The sequence below is a fragment of the Staphylococcus sp. NRL 16/872 genome (assembly GCF_022815905.2).
GTDB lineage: Bacteria > Bacillota > Bacilli > Staphylococcales > Staphylococcaceae > Staphylococcus.
Genome location: NZ_CP119327.1, coordinates 2371039 through 2393459 on the forward strand (window position 1 = coordinate 2371039; position 22421 = coordinate 2393459).

Genomic DNA, 22421 nt, shown 5'->3' on the forward strand with positions numbered 1-22421 from the left:
GAGTGTTCTTTCGAACACTAGCGATTATTTTTTATGAATTCAAGCTTATTTAAAACTCTATTCACTCGGTTTTGCTTGGTAAAATCTATTTTACTTACTTATCTAGTTTTCAATGTACAATTTTCTATTATTTAGTCAATCGTTTTCATACTTCTTCGTTATCACAAATTTAAATGCTCATTTACGAAAGTAAACTGCGCTTTAAATTCGTTCAACTCATCGTCTGAGAAACGATTTCTTTAAATAATAACTTAAATTTTCAACAATCACAATGAGTTATTATATCAAAATATAACACTTAATGCAATTATCATTTATTTTGAATGTTTGAAATAAACATTCAAAACTGAATACAATATGTCACGTTATTCCTTCATCTCTACGAGATGTTCCGAATATATCCTTAGAAAGGAGGTGATCCAGCCGCACCTTCCGATACGGCTACCTTGTTACGACTTCACCCCAATCATTTGTCCCACCTTCGACGGCTAGCTCCAAATGGTTACTCCACCGGCTTCGGGTGTTACAAACTCTCGTGGTGTGACGGGCGGTGTGTACAAGACCCGGGAACGTATTCACCGTAGCATGCTGATCTACGATTACTAGCGATTCCAGCTTCATGTAGTCGAGTTGCAGACTACAATCCGAACTGAGAACAACTTTATGGGATTTGCTTGACCTCGCGGTTTCGCTACCCTTTGTATTGTCCATTGTAGCACGTGTGTAGCCCAAATCATAAGGGGCATGATGATTTGACGTCATCCCCACCTTCCTCCGGTTTGTCACCGGCAGTCAACTTAGAGTGCCCAACTAAATGATGGCAACTAAGCTTAAGGGTTGCGCTCGTTGCGGGACTTAACCCAACATCTCACGACACGAGCTGACGACAACCATGCACCACCTGTCACTTTGTCCCCCGAAGGGGAAAACTCTATCTCTAGAGTGGTCAAAGGATGTCAAGATTTGGTAAGGTTCTTCGCGTTGCTTCGAATTAAACCACATGCTCCACCGCTTGTGCGGGTCCCCGTCAATTCCTTTGAGTTTCAACCTTGCGGTCGTACTCCCCAGGCGGAGTGCTTAATGCGTTAGCTGCAGCACTAAGGGGCGGAAACCCCCTAACACTTAGCACTCATCGTTTACGGCGTGGACTACCAGGGTATCTAATCCTGTTTGATCCCCACGCTTTCGCACATCAGCGTCAGTTACAGACCAGAAAGTCGCCTTCGCCACTGGTGTTCCTCCATATCTCTGCGCATTTCACCGCTACACATGGAATTCCACTTTCCTCTTCTGCACTCAAGTTTTCCAGTTTCCAATGACCCTCCACGGTTGAGCCGTGGGCTTTCACATCAGACTTAAAAAACCGCCTACGCGCGCTTTACGCCCAATAATTCCGGATAACGCTTGCCACCTACGTATTACCGCGGCTGCTGGCACGTAGTTAGCCGTGGCTTTCTGATTAGGTACCGTCAAGACGTGCACAGTTACTTACACGTATGTTCTTCCCTAATAACAGAGTTTTACGATCCGAAGACCTTCATCACTCACGCGGCGTTGCTCCGTCAGGCTTTCGCCCATTGCGGAAGATTCCCTACTGCTGCCTCCCGTAGGAGTCTGGACCGTGTCTCAGTTCCAGTGTGGCCGATCACCCTCTCAGGTCGGCTACGTATCGTCGCCTTGGTAAGCCGTTACCTTACCAACTAGCTAATACGGCGCGGGTCCATCTATAAGTGATAGCAGAGCCATCTTTCACTATTGAACCATGCGGTTCAAAATATTATCCGGTATTAGCTCCGGTTTCCCGAAGTTATCCCAGTCTTATAGGTAGGTTACCCACGTGTTACTCACCCGTCCGCCGCTAACGTCAGAGGAGCAAGCTCCTCGTCTGTTCGCTCGACTTGCATGTATTAGGCACGCCGCCAGCGTTCATCCTGAGCCAGGATCAAACTCTCCATAAAAATTTATGATGTTTGATTAGCTCATAATACTAAATAGTGTTTGTAACTTACAGTTACATTTATTGGAATTAACGTTGACATATTGTCATTCAGTTTTCAATGTTCATTTTCTTCAACACAAGAATTAATTATACTCGCTATTGTTTTGAAAGTCAACAACTTTTTCAATTAATTTTTAAAGTGTTTTTAATGTTCGTTGATTTGTTTCGCTCAACAGATATATACTATACAGGCTTTTCGAGATTTTAACAACGGTAAAAATTACACCTTTCCGTCTCCGCTAAGCCATTTTTACTCTTAAAAACGAACTTTAAATATTTAAATACACAATATAATTCGTTTAATAAATCCGACAACATTTAATATACCCTATTATTAGTGAATAATTCACCCTAAATACAAACTTTAAAAAATTTACAATTTCTATAAATAAATTTAAAAAACCACTATTTCTTAGAAGAATAGCTCATTTCATTAGTATTAACACTAAACTGAGACAGTTTCTTCTATATATAGTGGCTTAAATATTTTTACATTTCTGTTCTACCTGCGATAGCTTTTGAAAGTGTAACTTCATCAGCATATTCTAAATCCCCACCTACTGAAAGTCCTTGCGCTAGTCTTGTCACTTTGATTCCAATAGGTTTAACTAATCTCGAAATGTACATAGCTGTTGATTCACCTTCTAGATTGGGATTCATAGCTAAGATAAGTTCTTTCACTTCTTCATCTTTTAGTCTATCTATTAGAGTAGGAATATTGATGTCTTCTGGACCAATACCATCCATTGGTGAAATGGAACCATGCAATACATGATAAAGCCCTTTATATTCTCTCATTTTCTCCATAGCAATGACGTCTTTATCATCTTCAACGACACAAATAACTGAGCGATCCCTTTGTTTGTCTTCACAAATGTAACATGGATCATTTTCAGTGATATGACCACATACACTACAGTAAGTAAGTTCTCGTTTAACATCTACTAAGGCTTTAGCAAATTGGACAACATCGTCTTCTTTCATATCTAAAGTATGAAACGCCAGACGTTGAGCCGTCTTAGGGCCAATGCCTGGCAGTTTCATAAAACTATCTATTAATTTAGATATAGGTTCTGGATAATGCATCTATTCTTACATTCCTGGAATGTTTAAGCCTTGAGTATGCTTGCCTAAACGTTCTTGTGTTAAATCGTCCGCTTTATTCATAGCCTCATTTATAGCTGCTAAAACTAAGTCTTGGAGCATTTCGATATCATCTGGATCTACTGCTTCTTCTTTAATTTCTACATCTACAACTTCTTTGTGTCCAGTAACTGTTACAGCAACCATGCCGCCACCAGCAGTACCTACAATATGTTCTTCTTTAAGTTTTTCTTGCTCTTGAGCCATTTTCTTTTGCATTTTTTGCATTTGTTTCATCATTTGTTGCATATTTCCGCCACCGCGCATAATATCATTTCCTCCTTAAATATCTGGATACTTACTTTTGATTTATAATTTATTATACATGCGTTTATTATCATTGTCATGTATCACTATTTTTTCACTCTAGTACTTATCGTTATTATTTTTAGAAACGTTTCTCTTCAAACACACATTTTATTCATCTATTAAATTGACGGTTTCTTCGCCAAACAAATCACGTGCTTTTTGAGCTACGTCAATTTCTTTTTCTTCACTTTTATTAGCTTCTTTAATTTCTTCACTATCATTATGTCTTCGATTATTAAGGTATTCTGAACGCACTCTCATCCATTGATCAGATGGAACGCCTACTACCTCTACATTTTTATTGATAATATTTCTAACGACATTTTCAATATTATTACGTTTCTCTTCATCTCTATTAACAATCTCGCAATGAATTTCTTCATCAAATTGAATTAATACACGTTTTTCACTTGCTGCTACTGGCACAGAATTTTGTAATAAGCTAACTAATGACTTCTTATCATTACTTTTCGCGTAATCAATGACTTCTTGCCAATGTTTTTTTAATAATTGAATATCTTCTTTATTCGCCTCATCTAAAACTTTAGCGATTTGAGTCATGGAAAAAGGATTTTTATTTACACGTTTCCCTCTATTACTCGTTTGTGTTGAATTCATTTTACTATTAGCTTGCGTGATACCTTGAGCTTTTAACGTTTTCAATTCATTCTCAAGTTGTTCCATTCTTTGTAACAATACTTCATTATGAGGTTCTGCAGCCACTTGAGTTGTAGCTACGTTTTGTACATTTTCTGGTTTATTTTTTATCATTTCAGCAATTTTCACCAATAAAACCTCAAAATGTACATTTTGATTAACACTGAATCGAATTGATACTAAGGTATCATTGATAATATCTATTAAATGGTATAACGTTTCTAAATCGAAACGCATCAATGCATCATATTCCGTTTCACCTTCGACCGTTTTATTCATAATCGTATCACGTACGAAATAAATCATATCATTAATAAGACGATTAACTTCTTTTCCTTCTGCAATAAAACGATGGTAACGAGTAAACGCTTCTTTCACATTACCTTCGACAACTTCTTTAAACAAGTCGTTTAACGCCGCTTCATCTACACTACCTGTCACGTCTAATACGTCTTGCAATGTTAAGTGCTCATCACCGAATGCGATAGCCTGATCCATAATACTTAATGCGTCACGCATACCGCCTTCAGACGCTTTCGCAATAAATTCAAGGGCAGCCTCATCATATTGCAATTCCTGCTCATTAGCTACAAAGCGTAATCGTTCTATAATTTGCTCTGTGCCTATTGCTTTAAAATCAAAACGTTGCGCCCGTGAAATAATAGTTGGAGGAATTTTATGAGGTTCTGTTGTTGCTAATATAAAAATCGCATGTGCAGGAGGTTCTTCAAGCGTTTTTAATAATGCATTGAAAGCTCCTGTTGTAAGCATGTGAACCTCGTCAATAATGTATACTTTATATTTTGATTCACTAGGCGCGTATTTTACTTTATCTCTAATATTTCTAATCTCATCTACACCGTTATTACTCGCCGCATCAATTTCGATAACATCTCCATTTGTGCCTTGAGTAATGCCCTTACAGATGGCACATTCGTTACAAGGCTCTCCATCATGAGGATTTAAACAATTAATTGCTTTAGCAAATACTTTGGCAATACTTGTCTTACCTGTACCCCTTGGACCACTAAATATATAGGCATGAGATTGTTTTCCTTTTGAAATAGCATTGCGTAACGTTTTCGTTACATGCTCTTGACCTACAACATCTTCGAAACTTTGAGGTCTAAACATTCGATATAAAGCTTGATAATTCACCTTCGCACCTCCGTTAACAATTACGTTATATTATATCATGCCTTACTTTCCTAGATTCAACTCAATTTTAGATTATATCTGCATTTTTCACTGTCCCATGCGGATAATCATTTAACTGATCCCATAAGAACTTCACACGTAACTTATCTTGATCTGTATCTTTTGAGAAAATGTGATGCACATCAGCCCGCTCATATCCTAACTTTTCAAAATAGTCTGGACTACATCCCACTATAACTGTAGTATAATGTTGCGATTTGGCACGCTCTTCAATAGCTTGAACTAATGCTTTACCTAATCCTTGATTTTGGATACGTTCTTCTACAATGAGAGACACGAGTTCTAAAGCTTTATATTTATCATCGTCTGTAACAAGGTTAACTTCACTTAACATGATATGACCGATAATCTCTCCATTTTCATTTTTGGCAATCACTTCTAGCTCATAATTGTAAGTTTCCGCTTGACGTAAGCGCGATACGAGTTGACGTTGCGCAACACCATTTTGCTCTGCATGCTTATTATAGCTTTCTTCAATTTTATCTAATGTCTCAGCATAGTCCATTTCAGTTAAAGTACTTAAATAAATTTGCATCTATTCTCCCCCTTTATTTTTGTCTTTAGGTAGCTTTAAAGCTAATGTATTTTGAAAAGGTCCCAATGTTTGAATAACTTAATTTCTTTTTATTTCACATATAAATATTATACTTCTTTATTCTATACAAAAAAGAGGTGACTTTAAATTAAAGTCACCTCAGACTGTAAACAATCCTATTCACTCATCGTCAACTACGGATTGATTATCTATATATCTATGTAGAAGTTGTTAATGTTAAATATTAAAAAACCGTGCACCTTCGAATCGAGTGTGTATCATAAACGTTACCGAAGTCGATAGCTAAATCTCGGCTACCCTACGGCACATATGAGGATCCACTTAATGCTGCTTCCGTCAGGACCTGACATGGTTCATGAGTTCATATTGCATAGGACCGAAATCTTCAAACACCTCGTGCTTCGGGCAGACTTCACAAAGACACACCCTCAACGAAGGAATTAAGTCTCGCATAAAGCGGATTTCGAGTACAGGGAACCGCTACCTCCCCACCTAGCACGGTAAGTTTTATAATACTATAAATATTCCTTTAAATGCAAGTATAACGTTACGAATAATCTCTAGCTATTGATATAGACCTACCTTCATTCCTTGCAACAACCTTTATTTAGTGTGTCTTCGTGAAAATTCATTGAATTTAAATTCTGTTGCTAAGTGTTTAGATATATTGTATTGAAATTGTGTAGTATCTTTGAGATAAACAATACTTCGTACCGTGGCCGTATAAGGAGGCTGTACTTTTCCAAAAACATCGTATTCCCAAGCAGTAAATGGCTCAAACGTAATCGATTTATTGGAATAACTAATCTCCAGGCCTAATTCTGTTTCTAAATAATGATAGATGGAGTCTTGGGCTACTTTCTCCGGAATAGATGCGACGATGGAGGTCAAAAAATAATCTTCATCTAAAATCTTCACTATGCCGTTCACGCTACGACTTCTTATAATATGAATAAGCGATTGATTCTGCTTTAGATTAAGTTGCTTTTTAACATGGGGTACCGTATCCGCTTCAATCACTTCATTAAGAAGCACTTGTGTTGTGTGATGTAATCCTAATTCTTTTTTCACTTCTTTAAAACTAATCAAGTTAGAAAAAGGAAATTCTGTCATACCTTGGTCGATAACGATAGAACCTTTACCTCTAATTTTTTGTATCATCCCATCATGCGCTAATAGTTCCAATGCTTTTCTTACTGTTTCACGCGAAGCATGATATTTTTCAACTAATTCATACTCTGAAGGGAGTTGATCTCCATAGCTATAAGTACCATCGAAGATACCCTGTTTTAATTCATCGTAAATCGTTATAAATTTCTGTTGTGCCATATTTTTTCCACCAGTCTGTTTAAAGCCAAAGATTATGAATGAGCAACCACAATTGCGCCAAATGGTGAAATTTCATTATTATCAATCGTACCATTTTGAATCACAATATTGCCTTTTGTATCAAGTTCATCAGGTAGTTTCACTGCTTCTTTTGAAAAGTTAGCAACGACCAACCAAGATTGGTTTTGATAATTACGACGATAAATAAATAATTGTGGATGTTCCATATACATTGGTTCAATATCGCCATAAGTAATAATATCATGTTCATGACGTAGCGCTATAAGTTGACGATACGTTTGTAAAATAGAATGTTCATCTTCCAAAGCATCTTCTACATTGACTTTATTAATATTGTTAGGGATATCAATCCATGGTGTGCCTGTCGTAAAACCAGCTTGTTTGCCTGAAGACCATTGGATTGGCGTACGTGAATTATCACGTGATTTTTGTCCTAAAATAGTTAAAATTTCCTCTTCGTCTATACCTTTATGTTTTAAATTGTCATAAGCATTTAAAGACTCAACGTCGCGATATTGTTGAATAGAATCAAAGTGCGGATTGGTCATACCGATTTCTTCACCTTGATAAATGTAAGGTGTACCTTGCAACATATGAAGGGCGATTGCCAACATCTTAGCACTTGCTTGACGGTTTTCTTCAGTTGAATCATCTCCGAAACGAGATACTACACGAGGTTGATCGTGGTTGCACCAGAAGATCGCATTCCAACCACCGCCTTTATTTATACCTACTTGCCATTCCATAAGAATTTCTTTTAATTTTAGAAAATCAAATTTCGCATTCGTCCACTTTTCTCCATCTACGTAATCCACTTTTAAATGATGGAAATTAAATACACTACTTAATTCTTGGCGCTCAGGTTGTGTATAATTAATACAATTTTCAATCGTTGTAGATGACATTTCTCCTACTGTCATCATATTCTTATCTCCAAACGTATTGCGATTGAGTTCATGAAGATATTCGTGAACGCGTGGACCATCTGTGTAAAACTCTTTACCTATCTTCGGTGAATTTTTAAATTCTCCTTTAGATATTAAGTTAATAACGTCAAATCGGAAACCATCTACACCAAAGTCAATCCAATGATTAACAATATCGTATAACGCTTTACGGACGCTTTCATTATCCCAATTTAGATCTGCTTGTGTGACATCAAATAAATGTAAATAATATTCTTCGGTGTCCTCATCATATTGCCAAGCATTACCGCCAAATTTTGATTCCCAATTCGTAGGTGGTCCATCTTGAGATGGTCTGAAGAAATAAAAATCACGATATGGATTATCTTTTGAACTAATCGCTTCTTTAAACCACTGGTGTTCCGTAGATGTATGATTAATTACAATATCCATCATTATTTTTAAATCGCGTTGATGTGCTTCTGAGACTAATGTTTCAAAATCTTTTAACGTGCCAAATTGTTCATTTATTTTAAAATAATTACTGATATCATAGCCGTTATCATTCATAGGTGATTCGTAAACTGGCGTTAACCAAATGTAATCTACACCTAAATATTGTAGATAATCTAATTTTTCAATAATACCGTTTAAATCCCCTTGACCATTGCCAGTCGTATCATTAAATGATTTAGGATAAATTTGATAGACAACTGATTTTTTCCAGTCTTGTTGAGTCATTGCCATTCCACCTTTATATATAGTAGATATTTTTAAAAAGAAAAGACGTCCAAGTACTTGTAAAATGATACGTGAACGTCTTTATTGTTGTGAATTACCATTATTTTATGTCTTCAGGATTTTCAACCATCTTCTTAGCTTTAATCGTAGTAAATCTTGAGAAAATAATCGTTAAAATTGCTGGGACTACGATAGCAAGCAAAGTGATTGGAATATAAATGAACCAATATTCACTCTTGATTGAAATAAATGCTGGCACACCACCAACGCCTACATTACCTAATACTCTATTTGCACCGATGATTGCGCCTAAAACGCCCGAAGTACAAATTGCAGCGAAGAAAGGCACTTTGAGTGGTAGGTTCACCCCAAACATTGCAGGTTCTGTTACACCTAGAAAGGCTGACACGCTTGAAGTTAACGCTAAACCTTCTTCTTTTACCATTTTACGACGTCTATAAATAAACCATGCGCCAAATGCAGCTGAACCTTGGCAAATATTAGAGATAGCAACGATTGGCCATAAGTATGTACCGCCTAATTTACTTCCCATTAATTGGAAATCAACTGCTAAGAACATATGATGTAGACCTGTGATAACAAGTGGTGCATAGAAGAAACCATAAATTGCGCCACCTAACCAACCAGCATGATTGAAAACAAATTGAACCGCACCAGTAATTGCAGTTCCAATAGCTAAGGCGATAGGTCCAATAATAATGAACGCTAAGAAGCCTGTGATTAATAATGCGACTGGCCCTACAACAAGCATTTTAATAGAATCATGTACGACTTTATTAAGTGCTTTTTCAATGAGTGAAAGTACATAAGCTGCGATTAGTACTGGTAATACTTGTCCTTGATAGTTTAACTGTTTAATTTCTAAACCGAAGAGGTTCCAAGTTGGTATGTGCCCTTTCGCAATATCATATTGTGATACTAATTGGGGATGCATTAAAATCAAGCCAAGTACTAAACCTAAGATAGGACTACCACCAAAGACTTTCATACTGCTCCAACCAATTAATGCTGGTAAGAAAATAAATGCGGTACTTGCGATAACATTAATGATATTTGAGATATCTCCCAATTGCGGGAACTGTTCTACAAGTGGCTTAGGACCAAATAGATTTTCCATTGTTAAAAGGTTATTAATCCCCATTAGAAGCCCGGCAGTAACTAAAGCAGGTAAGATAGGTATAAAGATGTCCCCCAATAATTTAATCAATCTTTGTACTGGATTACCTTTTTTAGCTGCGGCTGTTTTTGCTTCATCTTTTGACGCTTCTTCAGCCCCTGTTTCCTTTATAAATTGTTTATATACTTCATCAACTGTTCCTGGACCTATTACAATTTGGTATTGATGATCTGCTTTAAATTGTCCTTTTACTAAAGCATTATCATCTAAAGCATCTTTATTCACTTTATTATCGTCTTTTAACACTAATCTCAATCGAGTTACACAATGTGTTGCAGTATCAACATTTTCTTTACCACCAATTGCTTTAACGATGTCTTGAACATCTTTTCTTTTGACAGCCACGCATTTCACTCCTTTATGTTTAATATTTAAAGTATAACTTGTCTAGACAAGTAATGTAAAGGCTTTCATTTCTTTTTATAGAATTCTTAAAATAAAGTCGTTTATATGTGTGACTTATATATCAAACGTAGACAAAAAAAGACAAGTACTCAATCTACATTGAGTACTTGTCTTTCTATATTTATTAGTCTTGGATTTTAATTATAATGGCGGAGGAAGAGGGATTCGAACCCCCGCGGCCCGTTAAGGCCCTGTCGGTTTTCAAGACCGATCCCTTCAGCCGGACTTGGGTATTCCTCCAATGAACACAATAACTATCTTATAACATGGTCCATTGGAAGTCAAACATTTTCTTTACTGTGTTAAAACTTTTTTAATCATTTCTTTACAAATAAAGTTAGTAGCGCAATGAAAAACACGTCCTTATACCAACACTTTATGTTGCAAATAACTATCGACGGATTGAGCAACTGCACGTCCTTCTTTAATTGCCCATACAACTAAACTTTGACCTCGTCGTGCGTCCCCAGCAGCAAAAAACTTTTCTTGATTCGTACGATAGTCTTTATCATTCGCTACAATTCGATTAAATTTAGTAGCAATATCGAATGCTCGAGGTACAGTCGGTTCAACACCTTCAAATCCAATTGAAAGTAATACTAAATCGGCTGGCCAATGTCTTTCAGTACCATCTACTACTACCATACCGTCAGGTGTTTCTTCTAAGATTTGAGTGTATACCCCACGAATATTTCCAATGTCGTCAACATCATAACGCATAGTTTGCACACCATAAGCCCGAGGTTCTCTGCCGAAGCGTGTTTCATACTCTTTATGCGCATAATCCATTTTGAAGACAGGTAAAGGAAGTGGCCACGATGTATTCGTTTTAAATGTAATTTCTTCTGGCGCTTTAGTATATTTGTTAAATTGTACAATCGACTTACAATTTTCACGTAAAGCAGTAGCTACACAATCGGCACCAGTATCACCTGCACCAATAATGATGACATTTTTATCCTTTGCCGTGATAGTAGCTTTTTCAATTTCACCGTTAAGAAGTTGTGTTTGTTCTGTAAGATAATCCATCGCAAAGTGGATACCTTGTCCCATTCGTCCTTCTAAAGGTAAATCGCGTGCTTTTTGTGCTCCTGTACATAAGATAATCGCATCAAAGCGCGCTTCTAATTCCTCTCTTGATAAGTCTACACCTATGTTCACGTTCGTTTTAAACATTATGCCCGCTTCTTCCATTAAAGCAATACGTCGACGTACAACATCTTTGTCTAGCTTCATGTTAGGAATACCATACATGAGTAACCCACCTGGCTCTGCTGCTTTTTCGAATACCGTAACTTGATAGCCTATGTAATTAAGTTCTTCCGCGGCTGCTAGTCCAGCCGGACCGCTTCCCACAATGGCTACCTTTTGCGCTTTACGTACTTTTGGATATTTAGGCTTGACCCATCCATTGTCAAAAGCTTCATCTATAATTGTACGTTCAATACCTTTAATTGCTACAGAATCACGGTTAATCTTCATTACACAAGAGTTCTCACAAGGCGCCGGACACACGCGTCCAGTAAAATCAGGAAAATTATTTGTCTCACTTAAACGTTCGTATGCACCTTTAAAATCTTGATGATACACTAAATCATTCCATTCAGGAATATAATTACCAATAGGACAGCCAATTGTTTCTCGTCCAAAAGGAAGACCTGTTTGACAAAAAGGTGTACCGCAATCCATACAACGTGCACCCTGTATTGACGCTTCCTCACGTGAAAAGCGTTGTTGAAATGCATCGTGATTTTTCAATCGATCAACGAGCGACAACTCGGAAAGCGATTGTTTCTCATATTTCATAAACCCCTTAAACTCGCCCATAATCGTTCTTCCTTTCTTTAATAAATAACTGCTGGCTGTAATGTTTGATCAATAGATGTACTATCATCATAAAATGCTGCTAATTTCGCTTCATCTTCTTGTGGTAATTGACGACGTTTTAGATCGATTTTTTGCATCATTAATTCGAAATCTTTCGGAATCACTTTTACTACTTTATCGTCTACATGTTCAAAATCTTGTAGAATAGTTGCTGCTTTAGTGCTTTGAGTAAAGTGATAATGTTCTTCTAACATCGTTTTTATTAACGTTCTTTCTTCTTCATTACTTACTTTCTTAAAGGCTAATGTCGGCAATGCATTTACACGTTTAAATGTCTCAATATCGCTTGGGAAAATGTAGCAGACGCCACCACTCATACCTTGTCCGAAGTTCTTACCAACATCTCCTAGTATGATGACGTGGCCTCCAGTCATGTATTCCAAACCATGGTCGCCAATACCTTCAACTACAACGTCTACACCACTATTACGGATACAGAAACGTTCGCCAGCTTTACCATTAATATAGGCTTTACCTTGTGAAGCACCATAGAAACTTACATTTCCTACGATAATTTCGTTTTCTCGTTCTTTATTAGGTGCTTTTACGACAACAGTGCCGCCTGATAATCCTTTACCTACATAGTCGTTAGCGTCACCGGTGTGATGAATCAATAATCCTTTAGGTGCAAAGGCTGCTAAGCTTTGACCTGCATGGCCCGTGGTTTCACCAATAATTGTATGTTCTGGTAAACCATCGCTACCATGTTGTTGTGTAATATAACTACCTGTAATAACTCCTACATCACGTTGTTCGTTGTTTACAACGTAATGCCCTTTGAATGTTTCTCCACTTTCAATACTTTGTTTAGCGTCTTTATATAGATAATTTAAATCGAAACCAATATTTAAATGATGGTCTTGAGCGATTTGTTTCGTGTTTGGTCCGTCTACTAAATGTAATAATTTAGTGACATCAAGTGATGCGGCTTTAGATTTAAAATTAATATCACTAGAACGTTGTAATAAATCTGTTCGTCCCACTAAATCTTCCACCTTTTTCAAACCAAGAGAAGCTAAAACTTCTCTAAGTTCTTCAGCAATAAAATGCATGAAATTCACGACATGATCAGCTTTACCTCTGAATAAAGCTCTCAAGTCTTGGTTTTGCGTTGCAATACCTACCGGACATGTATCGTTATGACATACACGCATCATGATGCAACCTAAAACGACAAGTGGTGCAGTAGCAAATCCAAATTCTTCTGCACCTAGTGCACAAGCTAAGGCCACATCTCTACCTGTTAATAATTTACCGTCTGTTTCTAAACGTACACGACTGCGCAAATGATTCAATTTCAATGTTTGATGTGTTTCAGCTAACCCTAGTTCCCACGGTAACCCAGCATGTTGGATACTTGTCTTAGGAGATGCACCTGTTCCACCATCGTATCCACTTACAACAATTTTATCTGCGAATGCTTTAGCTACCCCTGAAGCAATCGTTCCAATGCCTGATTTAGATACAAGTTTTACGGCAATATCCGCTTCTTTATTCGCATTCTTCAAATCATGAATTAATTGTGCTAAGTCTTCAATTGAATAAATATCATGATGTGGCGGTGGTGAAATCAATCCAATACCTGGTGTTGATCCACGTGTCTCAGCAATCCACGGGTAGACTTTAGTACCTGGTAATTGGCCACCTTCTCCTGGTTTAGCGCCTTGAGCTACTTTAATTTGTAATTCTTTCGCATGTTGTAGGTAATTACTCGTTACACCGAAACGTCCAGAGGCGACTTGTTTTATTGCACTTGATAAACAACTGCCGTCCTCTTGAATTTCATAGCGTTTAGGATTCTCTCCACCTTCGCCACTATTACTTTTTCCACCTAATCGGTTCATAGCTTTCGCTAATGTTTGATGCGCTTCTTCGGAAATTGAACCATAGCTCATGGCTCCCGTGTTAAATCGTTTGACGATAGACGCTACAGATTCCACTTCGCTAATAGGGATAGAACGTTGCGATTTAAATTCTAATAAATCGCGTAAGTGGTCCTTTCTATTATCATGAACTGCATTTGAAAAAGCTTTAAATTGTTCATAATCATTTTCACGACACGCATGTTGTAATAAGTGAATCGTTTTCGGATTAAACACATGATGTTGGCCTTGTTGACGCCATTGGAAAAGACTTCCTGGTTCTAAATATTCGCTATGACTACTTTGACGTGCTTTGTTTTCTTCATCAATTTGTTCAATACTTAAGCCTGACAGTTTAGATTGTGTACCTGTGAAATAAGCATCAATGACTTCTTGAGAAAGTCCCACTGCTTCAAAGATTTGGGCACCTTGATAACTTTGAACGGTAGAAATACCCATTTTAGCCATAACTTTAATGACACCTTCAGATAAAACATTCGTATAGGTTTCTACATTTTCAGAAATTGTACCTTTAAGATGCCCATCCTCCGCTAAGTGCGCAATTGTTTGTTGTCCTAAATATGGAATAACAGCATTAGCACCATAACCTAGTAAACAAGCGACATGATGAACTTCGCGTGTTTCACCAGATAAAGCTACAAGACTTGCATTCATACGTAAGTCTTCTCTAATCAATAGTTGATGAATGTGGCTAATTGCTAATAACATTGGCATCGCATAACGTTGATCTTCAGCTTCTGCATTAACGTCATCAACAAGAAGAGAACTATCATCAAGCACTAAAATCGTATAGCCTTCACGTGTAGCTTGAATCGCCGCATTACCTAAGCGTTGTAATGCTTCTTCAAGACTATCACGATATAATGTTGATAAATGTTTCACGTCAAACTTACTTTGTTTAATCTTCTCTAATTGACTCAACGTCAACACAGGTTTAGATAATTGAATACGATTAAGCACAGAAGGATCCGGTTGTAATAAGTTTCCTTCTCCTCCTAAATAAGAAAGTTCACTTGTTACAATCTTCTCGCGATATGCATCAATCGGTGGATTGGTAACTTGTGCAAATAATTGTTTGAAGTAATTAAATAATGACTCAGGTCGCTCATTAAGTACTGCGAGTGGTGAGTCGTAACCCATAGCACCAATTGGATCTTTCTTGCCTGCAACTAAAGTCGTCATATATTTATAAATATCTTCTTTGGTATAACCAAATTGCTTTTGTAATCTAAATAGCGTTGATGGTTCTAATAAATGACGGTTATACTTTACGTCATCTAAACCTAAATCAACTTTATAATTTTCAAGCCATGTTTGATATGGATGTTGACTAGCAATACGTGCTTTTAACTCATTATTATCAATGACTTTATTCGCTTTGAAATCGACAAGTAATAATTTCCCAGGATTTAATTGCCCTTTAAAGGCAACATTTTCCTCAGGGACATCGATGACACCTACTTCAGATGAAAATACAATAAAGTTATCTTTAGTAATCGTATAACGACCTGGACGTAAACCATTACGGTCAGTTAGCGCACCAATTTTGTCACCATTACAGAATGAGATCATCGTCGGTCCATCCCATGGCTCCATTAAATAACTATAGAATTCATAAAATGCACGTACATTTTCATCGTTTGATTTGTTATATAACCACGGTTCGGGAATTAACAACATGGCTGCTTCTTCAGGCTCCATCGCTAATGTTAAAAATTCTAACGCGTTATCCACAATAGCCGAGTCACTTCCATCTTCATCAACAATCTTTTGAATTTTATAGCTTTCTTCCCCGAATATTGTATGAATTAACGTGCGTTGTCGCGCACGCATCCAATTGACATTGCCTTTTATCGTATTAATTTCTCCATTATGCATTAACATACGGTTCGGGTGGGCACGTTTCCAACTTGGAAATGTATTCGTACTAAATCTTGAATGAACTAAACCTAACTTCGATTTATAATCTTCATTATTTAAATCTAAATACAATTTTTTAATTTGGTCAGATCGCAACCATCCTTTATACACAATCGTTTTATGAGATAAGCTTGTGAAATAAAGTCTTAAATCTTGTGCTTCAGCATATTGTTCAATTTGCTTTCTTGCTAAGAAAAGTTGCTTCACAGCTGTGTTATGTGAATTTAAATCAATAAATACTTGTTGAATACAAGGCATAGTTGCCACAACATGTGGTGCGATGGCTTGTGTGTCGACGGGTACATCTCTATAACCAATAACGTTTAATCCTTCTTGTTCAATGATTTGATTAAATATTGGTTCATGAGAAGAGCCTGCAATTTTTTGGTTAGAGAAAAAAAGACCTACCGCATATTCTCCTTCATTAGGTAAGTCGAATCCACTATGTTTTTTGAAAAATTCAAACGGAATTTCTGTCATAATTCCCGCACCGTCTCCAGTAATTTCGTCTGCCCCAACGCCCCCACGATGGTCTAATCGTCGTAACATTTCTAAAGATTTTTCAATAATGTCATGAGACCTTACATTATTCATATTGGCATAAAAACCGATACCACATGCATCATGTTCCTCACGATAATCATACAATCCTCTTTTTAATCTATGTTCAAACACGATGCCCACTCCTTTTGAGAATTTTCAGAAAATTACTGTTAATAATAATTAATATAATGTAAAATATTTATCTGAACAATATATTAAATAGATAATATCGTTCTAAAAACTAGATGAATAACACCACGATAAAAAACATAGTTGAAAGCGAGGGAACGATTTGGAGTTTAAACAACTTAAATATTTCGTAGAAGTCGCAAAGCGAGAACATATTTCCGAAGCTGCATTAGAATTAAATATTGCGCAATCGGCTATCAGCAGACAAATCACCTTATTAGAACAAGAGTTACAAGTGACACTATTTAATAGACAAGGCCGCAATATCCGACTAACCTCTCAAGGCAAGGCTTTATTAACCCAAGCCACTCAAATTTTAGGACAATTAGATGAAACAGTTGCCCTTTTCCAAAGAGAAAAATTTAAAAACGCACATACTATCCATATCGGATTTGAAGAAAGTTACGTTTCAACAATGATTACACCCCTGATCCAATCATTTGAACAAAATTACGAAAGTACAATCTTGCCAACTTTAATGACAATGCCAGATATTATAGAAAAGATTTATACAGGCGCACTCGACATAGGACTAATCGAGACAACTCCAGAACTGCAACAAGACAAACGTGTATCATTGAAACCTTTATTTGAAGAAACTTATCATATTTATGTACCTAAAGATGACGCCGTGGCTTTAGCAACTAACCCACCACTCTCTCAATTCGAGAAACAAATGTTATATACGCTAACGCCTCTTGCTCCAAGTATAGAACTTAAATTAAAAAGTATTATAAAGTCATCGATCAATATAGTTGGTACAGAGTCATTAGCGAAATATTTATTGAAGCAAGGACGGGGATATATTTTAGTTCCTAATTATGTAAATCTCCATTATACTGAACAACAATTATGTGATATTTCGCTAGCACATACGGAATTAAAACGTTCATTTTGTGTGATTGCAAAAAAAGATAATAATAAAGTAGACGTACTTAATTTATTGAATTTAATTCAGCAACGATTAAGTAAAGTGACAACTTATCATTAGTTAAAAGGAGTAAGTAAATTAAAATAGCTACTATTTGAATAATCATTTATGGAGGCGTATAATCGCCCTGTTATAATAAAGGGTAGAAATATAAGATGAATGAGGTTTATGATTCATGAATTTAAAGAACCAAACACAACTTCAACGCCGAGTACTTAATTGGATAACGCTTATTATTGCAGTCATAATGATAGCTTTATTTGTCTTTACATTTTTTAATGCGTCTTTTTATCACACACCTATTGGTAAAATCACGCAAGTTGACACAACGAAAGCACAAAAAATAACAGACGAACATCATAACTCTGACTTAAAGTATAAGCAACACTTAACATTAACAATACTTAATGGCCAGTATAAAGGAACTACAACCACTGTTGAGAACACTTATGCAAAATCTCAAGCAGATACTGAACATTTTAATAAAAATGACAAAGTATTATTACATATTCAAAAAAGCCCTAAAGACGCGACAATCTTAGAGAAGAAACGTGACAGTCTCACTGTGGCTATTGTGGGCATCTTTATCATAACGTTACTTCTAGTAGGAAGACATGTAGGACTTCAATCCATCTTGTCATTAATATTTAATACTATTGCGATTATGTCAGCGATAGCAATTCATAACCAACTGCCATCCACAAATTTATTTTTATTAATGAGTGTAGCGGTGATCCTTTCTACTATCGTTACATTGTTATTGGTAACAGGTTGGCACTTACGTACATGGATTACAGCACTTAGTACATTGTTAGGTACATTTTTATGTATCGGTATTACAGAAATGGTAATCCAGTTTACAGGCGGCGCTGGCATAAAGTATGAAACAATGAGTTTTCTGACCTTACCACCTAAAGATGTATTTATGGCTTCCGTATTAATCGGTTCATTAGGCGCTGTTATGGACGTAGCGATTACCATCTCTAGTGGTATGTATGAAATTGTTCAACGTACGCCTGACATTGCTACATCTCGTTTAGCATTAGCAGGTCGTAATATTGGCCAAGATATCATGGGTACAATGACTAATATTTTACTTTTCTCTTATTTATCTGGCAGTTTATCCATGTTTTTAATTTACTTAAAAAATGCGAATACATTCACTTATACAATTTCAATGAACTGGTCGCTAGAGATTGCCCGCGCATTAACCGGTGGCATCGGTATAGTATTAACCATTCCAATTACTATTGGTTTAATGGTGTTATTGGTTAAAAGAAAGGGTGTGAAGACACGATGAATGCAATTTTTATACTCGCACTGATTTTATTTGCTTTAATGATTATTTTCGGAGGTAAAAAGGGCGTTGTTTCTTATTTAACCTTATTTTTAAACTTTATTATTTTAATCATTAGTATTGTTTTCATAATGTTGGGAATGCCTATTTATTTAGTTTCACTTATTTTTTGCTTGGTTATAGCAGCGTGTAATCTATTTATTTTGAATAGTTATAACACTAAGACGAAAGCTGCATTTATAGGTACTATTATTACCACTATTCTTTTAATCATAGGTATTTATTTATCAGTTAAATTAGGCCATTTACAAGGGTTTGCCTCTGAACAACAAGATGAGACCTATATTTTCTCTATGAACATTGGCATTGATATGGTGCAATTTTCAGTATTCACTATTATTCTTGCAGTGATTGCAGCGGTAATTGATTTAACAATTACCATCAGTTCGCCTATGTATGAACTGCATGCTACCAATCCCAATTTAACGCGCAAAGAATTATTCCAATCTGGCATGCGTGTAGGTAAAGAAATTCTCGCAACGTCCGCTAATACGATTTATTTAGCATTCTTCGGTGGCCAACTGACTTTATTCTTTTGGTTCTTCCAACTCCATTATTCGTTTGGACATATTCTTAACTCGAAGATTTTCGCTCAAGAATTTATTTCTATTTTGCTAGGTGGCATTGCCGTAGCGCTTAGTATTCCGATCACAGCATGGATCACTGCGATGTTGATTAAACATCCTAAATTTAATCATTCCACACCTTCCGATACTTCTTCTCTTGAAAAGGAAGCATCAATTGAACGTGAATAAGATAACTAAAAACGTAAGCATCCTGCAATTTTCAATCACTGTAGTGACGCTTACGTTTCATTTATTTTATTTAATTGTATAGCTCATGATATGAACTGGCCTACCTTCTAAAGAAGCGTCACCAGTATAATTATATCCCGCGTTCTCATACAACCTAATTGCTTTATAATTATCAGTGTTCACTGTAAGCACAATTTCGTTTACGTTTGGAAATTCCTGTTCAATGAAGTGAGGTAACGCTTCAATAATTGATTTTCCAATACCTTGCCCTCTATGTTTCGCATCAACACTAAATGAACGAAAGAACATCGCCTGGCGATTGTCACTATATGGTGCGACGCCACTACCATCATGTAAAGTGAAATATCCCACGCATCTATCATTTTGCATAACAATGATTGGATGTCTTTCATTATCTTCTTGAGCTAACTTAATGTTATGTAATGGTGTTCTCGTAAATTTCCTATCTTCCTTAAGCACTTTAAATGAGTCAATCAGTTTAAGGTCTTTATTTTTAAAACGTCGAATCTGCATTTTCCCCCTACCTCCTTGCCGAAAATGTTTCAATCCATTTGATTACAGCAGGCGCTATTAATGACGTATCTTTCTTATCAAACCATTTCATATCAGTAATCTCATTATCAATCGTCACTTTATCCCAATCAATGCTCCCTTTAACTTTAAAGCCATTCAATTCAGTTAACGTATCTGGTTGGGGATAGGCTTCTCCTACAACTGTACCTATATAAGTGAAATCACTTTGTGCTAAGTCTATACTGAGCTCTTCCTTAACCTCTCTTTGAATTGCATCAAGTAAAGTTTCACCCTCATCAATCTTGCCTCCAGGAAAATAATACTTTTCTCTGTGGCGTACTTGCACCAATAATATTTTGTCATCTGTTTCTTCAACTAAACATACACATTTAATCATAGAATATTATTTCTCCATTTATGGCTTTACACTTCAAAAAAATAACACAATTTAGTATGATGTTAACATATAATAATAAAGAAAGTCGGGACAAAAAGAATTTAAGTTCTGTGAAACTCTAAGCCTTTTTGTCCCGACCTATTCGTTTCGGAGGGTTTTATTAATGGCAAAAAAATCAAAACTTGCACGTTTATCTAGTCTAGTCGGCACAGCCGGATTTATCGTTGACGGTTATAATGGTATTAAATTTGATGCTAAAAATAAAAACTTAGTTTATTTATCTTTAGGATTAAGTGCCTTTGGTACATTACTTGATTTCATCGTTTCAATGAAATCTCCATATAAATTCCGTAAAGTAACAGCTTTCGGTTCATTTATTATCAATGTTACGCGTTTAGCATCAAGCTATAGAAAAGTTAAAGAAGACTACAATTTCCAATAATAGTAATAAAAGGCTAGTCATACTACAATTCTTTTTCACCATGTAGTATGACTAGCTTTTTTACTTTTATATTAATGGATATATTTATAGTTATAGACTTGATATGCTGGAATCGTACGATATGTAGCAATTCCAGGACTTGCACTATAGTTCATTTCTGATACTAAAATGCTACCATCACTATTTACTCTTTCAACAAATGCCACGTGTCCATAATAACCAGCATCTGATTGTGCAATCGCACCTACTGCTGGGCTATAATCCACTCTATATCCATCTCTTGCTGCTGCATTATCCCAATTATTAGCGTTCCACCAATATGTACTAATTCCTCTACCTACAGCTGCTCGACGATTAAACACATGCCATGTACATTGACCCCAATCATATAAATTACTATGACTAAATGTTGGAGAATAATAATTCGATTGTGACGTTGTTACACTTCTAGTACTTGTAGTTTGCGCATGTACTGGTGATGTTCCACTGACTTTTAATTGTTGACCTGGATAAATGAAGAAGTTATTTAATCCATTCAATTCCATTATATGTTGATACGTTGTATTGTAATATGATGCAATTAAAGATAATGAATCCCCGTAACGTACTGTATACGTGCTTGTTGAGCCATTAGAATTTGAAGAAGAATTATTTGTATATGTATGATTTGTCGCTGTGCCTGAAACTTTTAACTTTTGTCCAGGGAATATTAAGAAACTATTAAGACCATTTAAATCCATAATATGGCGATAAGTTGTACCATAGCGACTAGCAATCAATGATAAACTATCCCCTGATCTAACAGTATATGTGTTTCCAGAATTACTTTGATATGATTGACCTGAATAATGATTTGTAGATGCCGATCCAGAAACTTTTAATACTTGATTTGGGAAAATTAAGTTTGAAGTTAAACCGTTTAATGATTTTAGTTTAGTTAACGTCATGCCATAACGATGTGAAATAGACCATAATGATTCTCCACTACGAACTGTGTGTGTTGTCGATGCTTCAGCTTGATGTCCGAAGAACGTTGAGCTTAGTGCTCCTGTACCTATAATAGCTGTCGCAAGATATTTTTTATTCATGAAATAGTGCCTCC

Annotated in this window: 16 protein-coding genes, 1 tRNA gene, 1 rRNA gene and 1 other RNA gene; 4 read left to right on the top strand and 15 right to left on the bottom strand. The window is 36.2% G+C overall.

Going from position 1 to position 22421, the window contains the following annotated elements; translation table 11 throughout:
- Positions 1-407: 407 nt before the first annotated feature.
- The 12 genes from MT340_RS11730 to gltB all read right to left on the bottom strand — a co-directional run bounded on the left by MT340_RS11730 (position 408) and on the right by gltB (position 16846).
- Positions 408-1958 (bottom strand): 16S ribosomal RNA (locus MT340_RS11730).
- 530 nt (positions 1959-2488) lie between these two features.
- Entirely contained in the window at positions 2489-3085 is a 597-nt protein-coding gene (recR, locus tag MT340_RS11735) for a recombination mediator RecR (protein ID WP_011276782.1), read from the bottom strand.
- A gap of 6 nt (positions 3086-3091) precedes the next feature.
- On the bottom strand, positions 3092-3409 hold the full coding sequence (locus MT340_RS11740; RefSeq protein WP_243603885.1) for a YbaB/EbfC family nucleoid-associated protein: 318 nt from the start codon (positions 3407-3409) through the stop codon (positions 3092-3094).
- A gap of 150 nt (positions 3410-3559) precedes the next feature.
- On the bottom strand, positions 3560-5266 hold the full coding sequence (dnaX, locus tag MT340_RS11745) for a DNA polymerase III subunit gamma/tau (RefSeq protein WP_243590100.1): 1707 nt from the start codon (positions 5264-5266) through the stop codon (positions 3560-3562).
- Positions 5267-5333: 67 nt separating this feature from the next.
- Entirely contained in the window at positions 5334-5861 is a 528-nt protein-coding gene (locus tag MT340_RS11750; RefSeq protein WP_243590101.1) for a GNAT family N-acetyltransferase, read from the bottom strand.
- Positions 5862-6113: 252 nt separating this feature from the next.
- An RNA gene (ffs, locus tag MT340_RS11755) (signal recognition particle sRNA large type) lies at positions 6114-6383 on the bottom strand.
- Positions 6384-6485: 102 nt separating this feature from the next.
- The gene (treR, locus tag MT340_RS11760) at positions 6486-7211 is read right to left on the bottom strand and encodes a trehalose operon repressor (protein ID WP_243603886.1); all 726 of its coding nucleotides are present in this window, start codon (positions 7209-7211) and stop codon (positions 6486-6488) included.
- Positions 7212-7243: 32 nt separating this feature from the next.
- The gene (gene treC, locus MT340_RS11765; RefSeq protein WP_243590102.1) at positions 7244-8878 is read right to left on the bottom strand and encodes an alpha,alpha-phosphotrehalase; all 1635 of its coding nucleotides are present in this window, start codon (positions 8876-8878) and stop codon (positions 7244-7246) included.
- Positions 8879-8978: 100 nt separating this feature from the next.
- Positions 8979-10421: a PTS system trehalose-specific EIIBC component gene (treP, locus tag MT340_RS11770; protein WP_243590103.1), complete on the bottom strand. Its 1443-nt coding sequence runs from the start codon at positions 10419-10421 to the stop codon at positions 8979-8981.
- Positions 10422-10628: 207 nt separating this feature from the next.
- Positions 10629-10721 (bottom strand) — tRNA-Ser (locus tag MT340_RS11775).
- A 123-nt stretch (positions 10722-10844) separates the two neighbouring features.
- Entirely contained in the window at positions 10845-12308 is a 1464-nt protein-coding gene (locus tag MT340_RS11780) for a glutamate synthase subunit beta (protein WP_243590104.1), read from the bottom strand.
- Between the two features lie 17 nt (positions 12309-12325).
- Entirely contained in the window at positions 12326-16846 is a 4521-nt protein-coding gene (gene gltB / locus MT340_RS11785; protein WP_243590105.1) for a glutamate synthase large subunit, read from the bottom strand.
- Between the two features lie 160 nt (positions 16847-17006).
- On the opposite strand from gltB, the gene gltC reads away from it, so the two are divergent.
- From gltC to MT340_RS11800, 3 genes are all read left to right on the top strand, one after another.
- Entirely contained in the window at positions 17007-17894 is an 888-nt protein-coding gene (gene gltC, locus MT340_RS11790; protein WP_243590106.1) for a glutamate biosynthesis transcriptional regulator GltC, read from the top strand.
- 115 nt (positions 17895-18009) lie between these two features.
- On the top strand, positions 18010-19134 hold the full coding sequence (locus MT340_RS11795) for a YibE/F family protein (RefSeq protein ID WP_243590107.1): 1125 nt from the start codon (positions 18010-18012) through the stop codon (positions 19132-19134).
- Complete coding sequence (locus MT340_RS11800) at positions 19131-19946, top strand: YibE/F family protein (RefSeq protein ID WP_243603887.1); 816 nt, start codon at positions 19131-19133, stop codon at positions 19944-19946. The genes MT340_RS11795 and MT340_RS11800 overlap by 4 nt, the downstream gene beginning before the upstream one ends.
- Positions 19947-20012: 66 nt before the next feature.
- Here MT340_RS11800 and MT340_RS11805 read toward each other — a convergent pair whose 3' ends face one another.
- Entirely contained in the window at positions 20013-20480 is a 468-nt protein-coding gene (locus MT340_RS11805) for a GNAT family N-acetyltransferase (RefSeq protein WP_243590109.1), read from the bottom strand.
- Between the two features lie 7 nt (positions 20481-20487).
- Positions 20488-20877, bottom strand: coding sequence for an NUDIX hydrolase (locus MT340_RS11810; protein WP_243590110.1), 390 nt, complete (start codon positions 20875-20877; stop codon positions 20488-20490).
- A 163-nt stretch (positions 20878-21040) separates the two neighbouring features.
- Here MT340_RS11810 and MT340_RS11815 point away from each other — a divergent pair, with 163 nt between their 5' ends.
- Positions 21041-21319 carry a hypothetical protein gene (locus tag MT340_RS11815; protein ID WP_243590111.1) on the top strand — a complete coding sequence of 93 codons (279 nt, stop codon included), beginning with the start codon at positions 21041-21043 and terminating at the stop codon, positions 21317-21319.
- A gap of 71 nt (positions 21320-21390) precedes the next feature.
- On the opposite strand, the gene MT340_RS11820 is transcribed toward MT340_RS11815, so the two are convergent.
- Entirely contained in the window at positions 21391-22407 is a 1017-nt protein-coding gene (locus MT340_RS11820; RefSeq protein WP_243603888.1) for a LysM peptidoglycan-binding domain-containing protein, read from the bottom strand.
- Positions 22408-22421 lie beyond the last annotated feature (14 nt).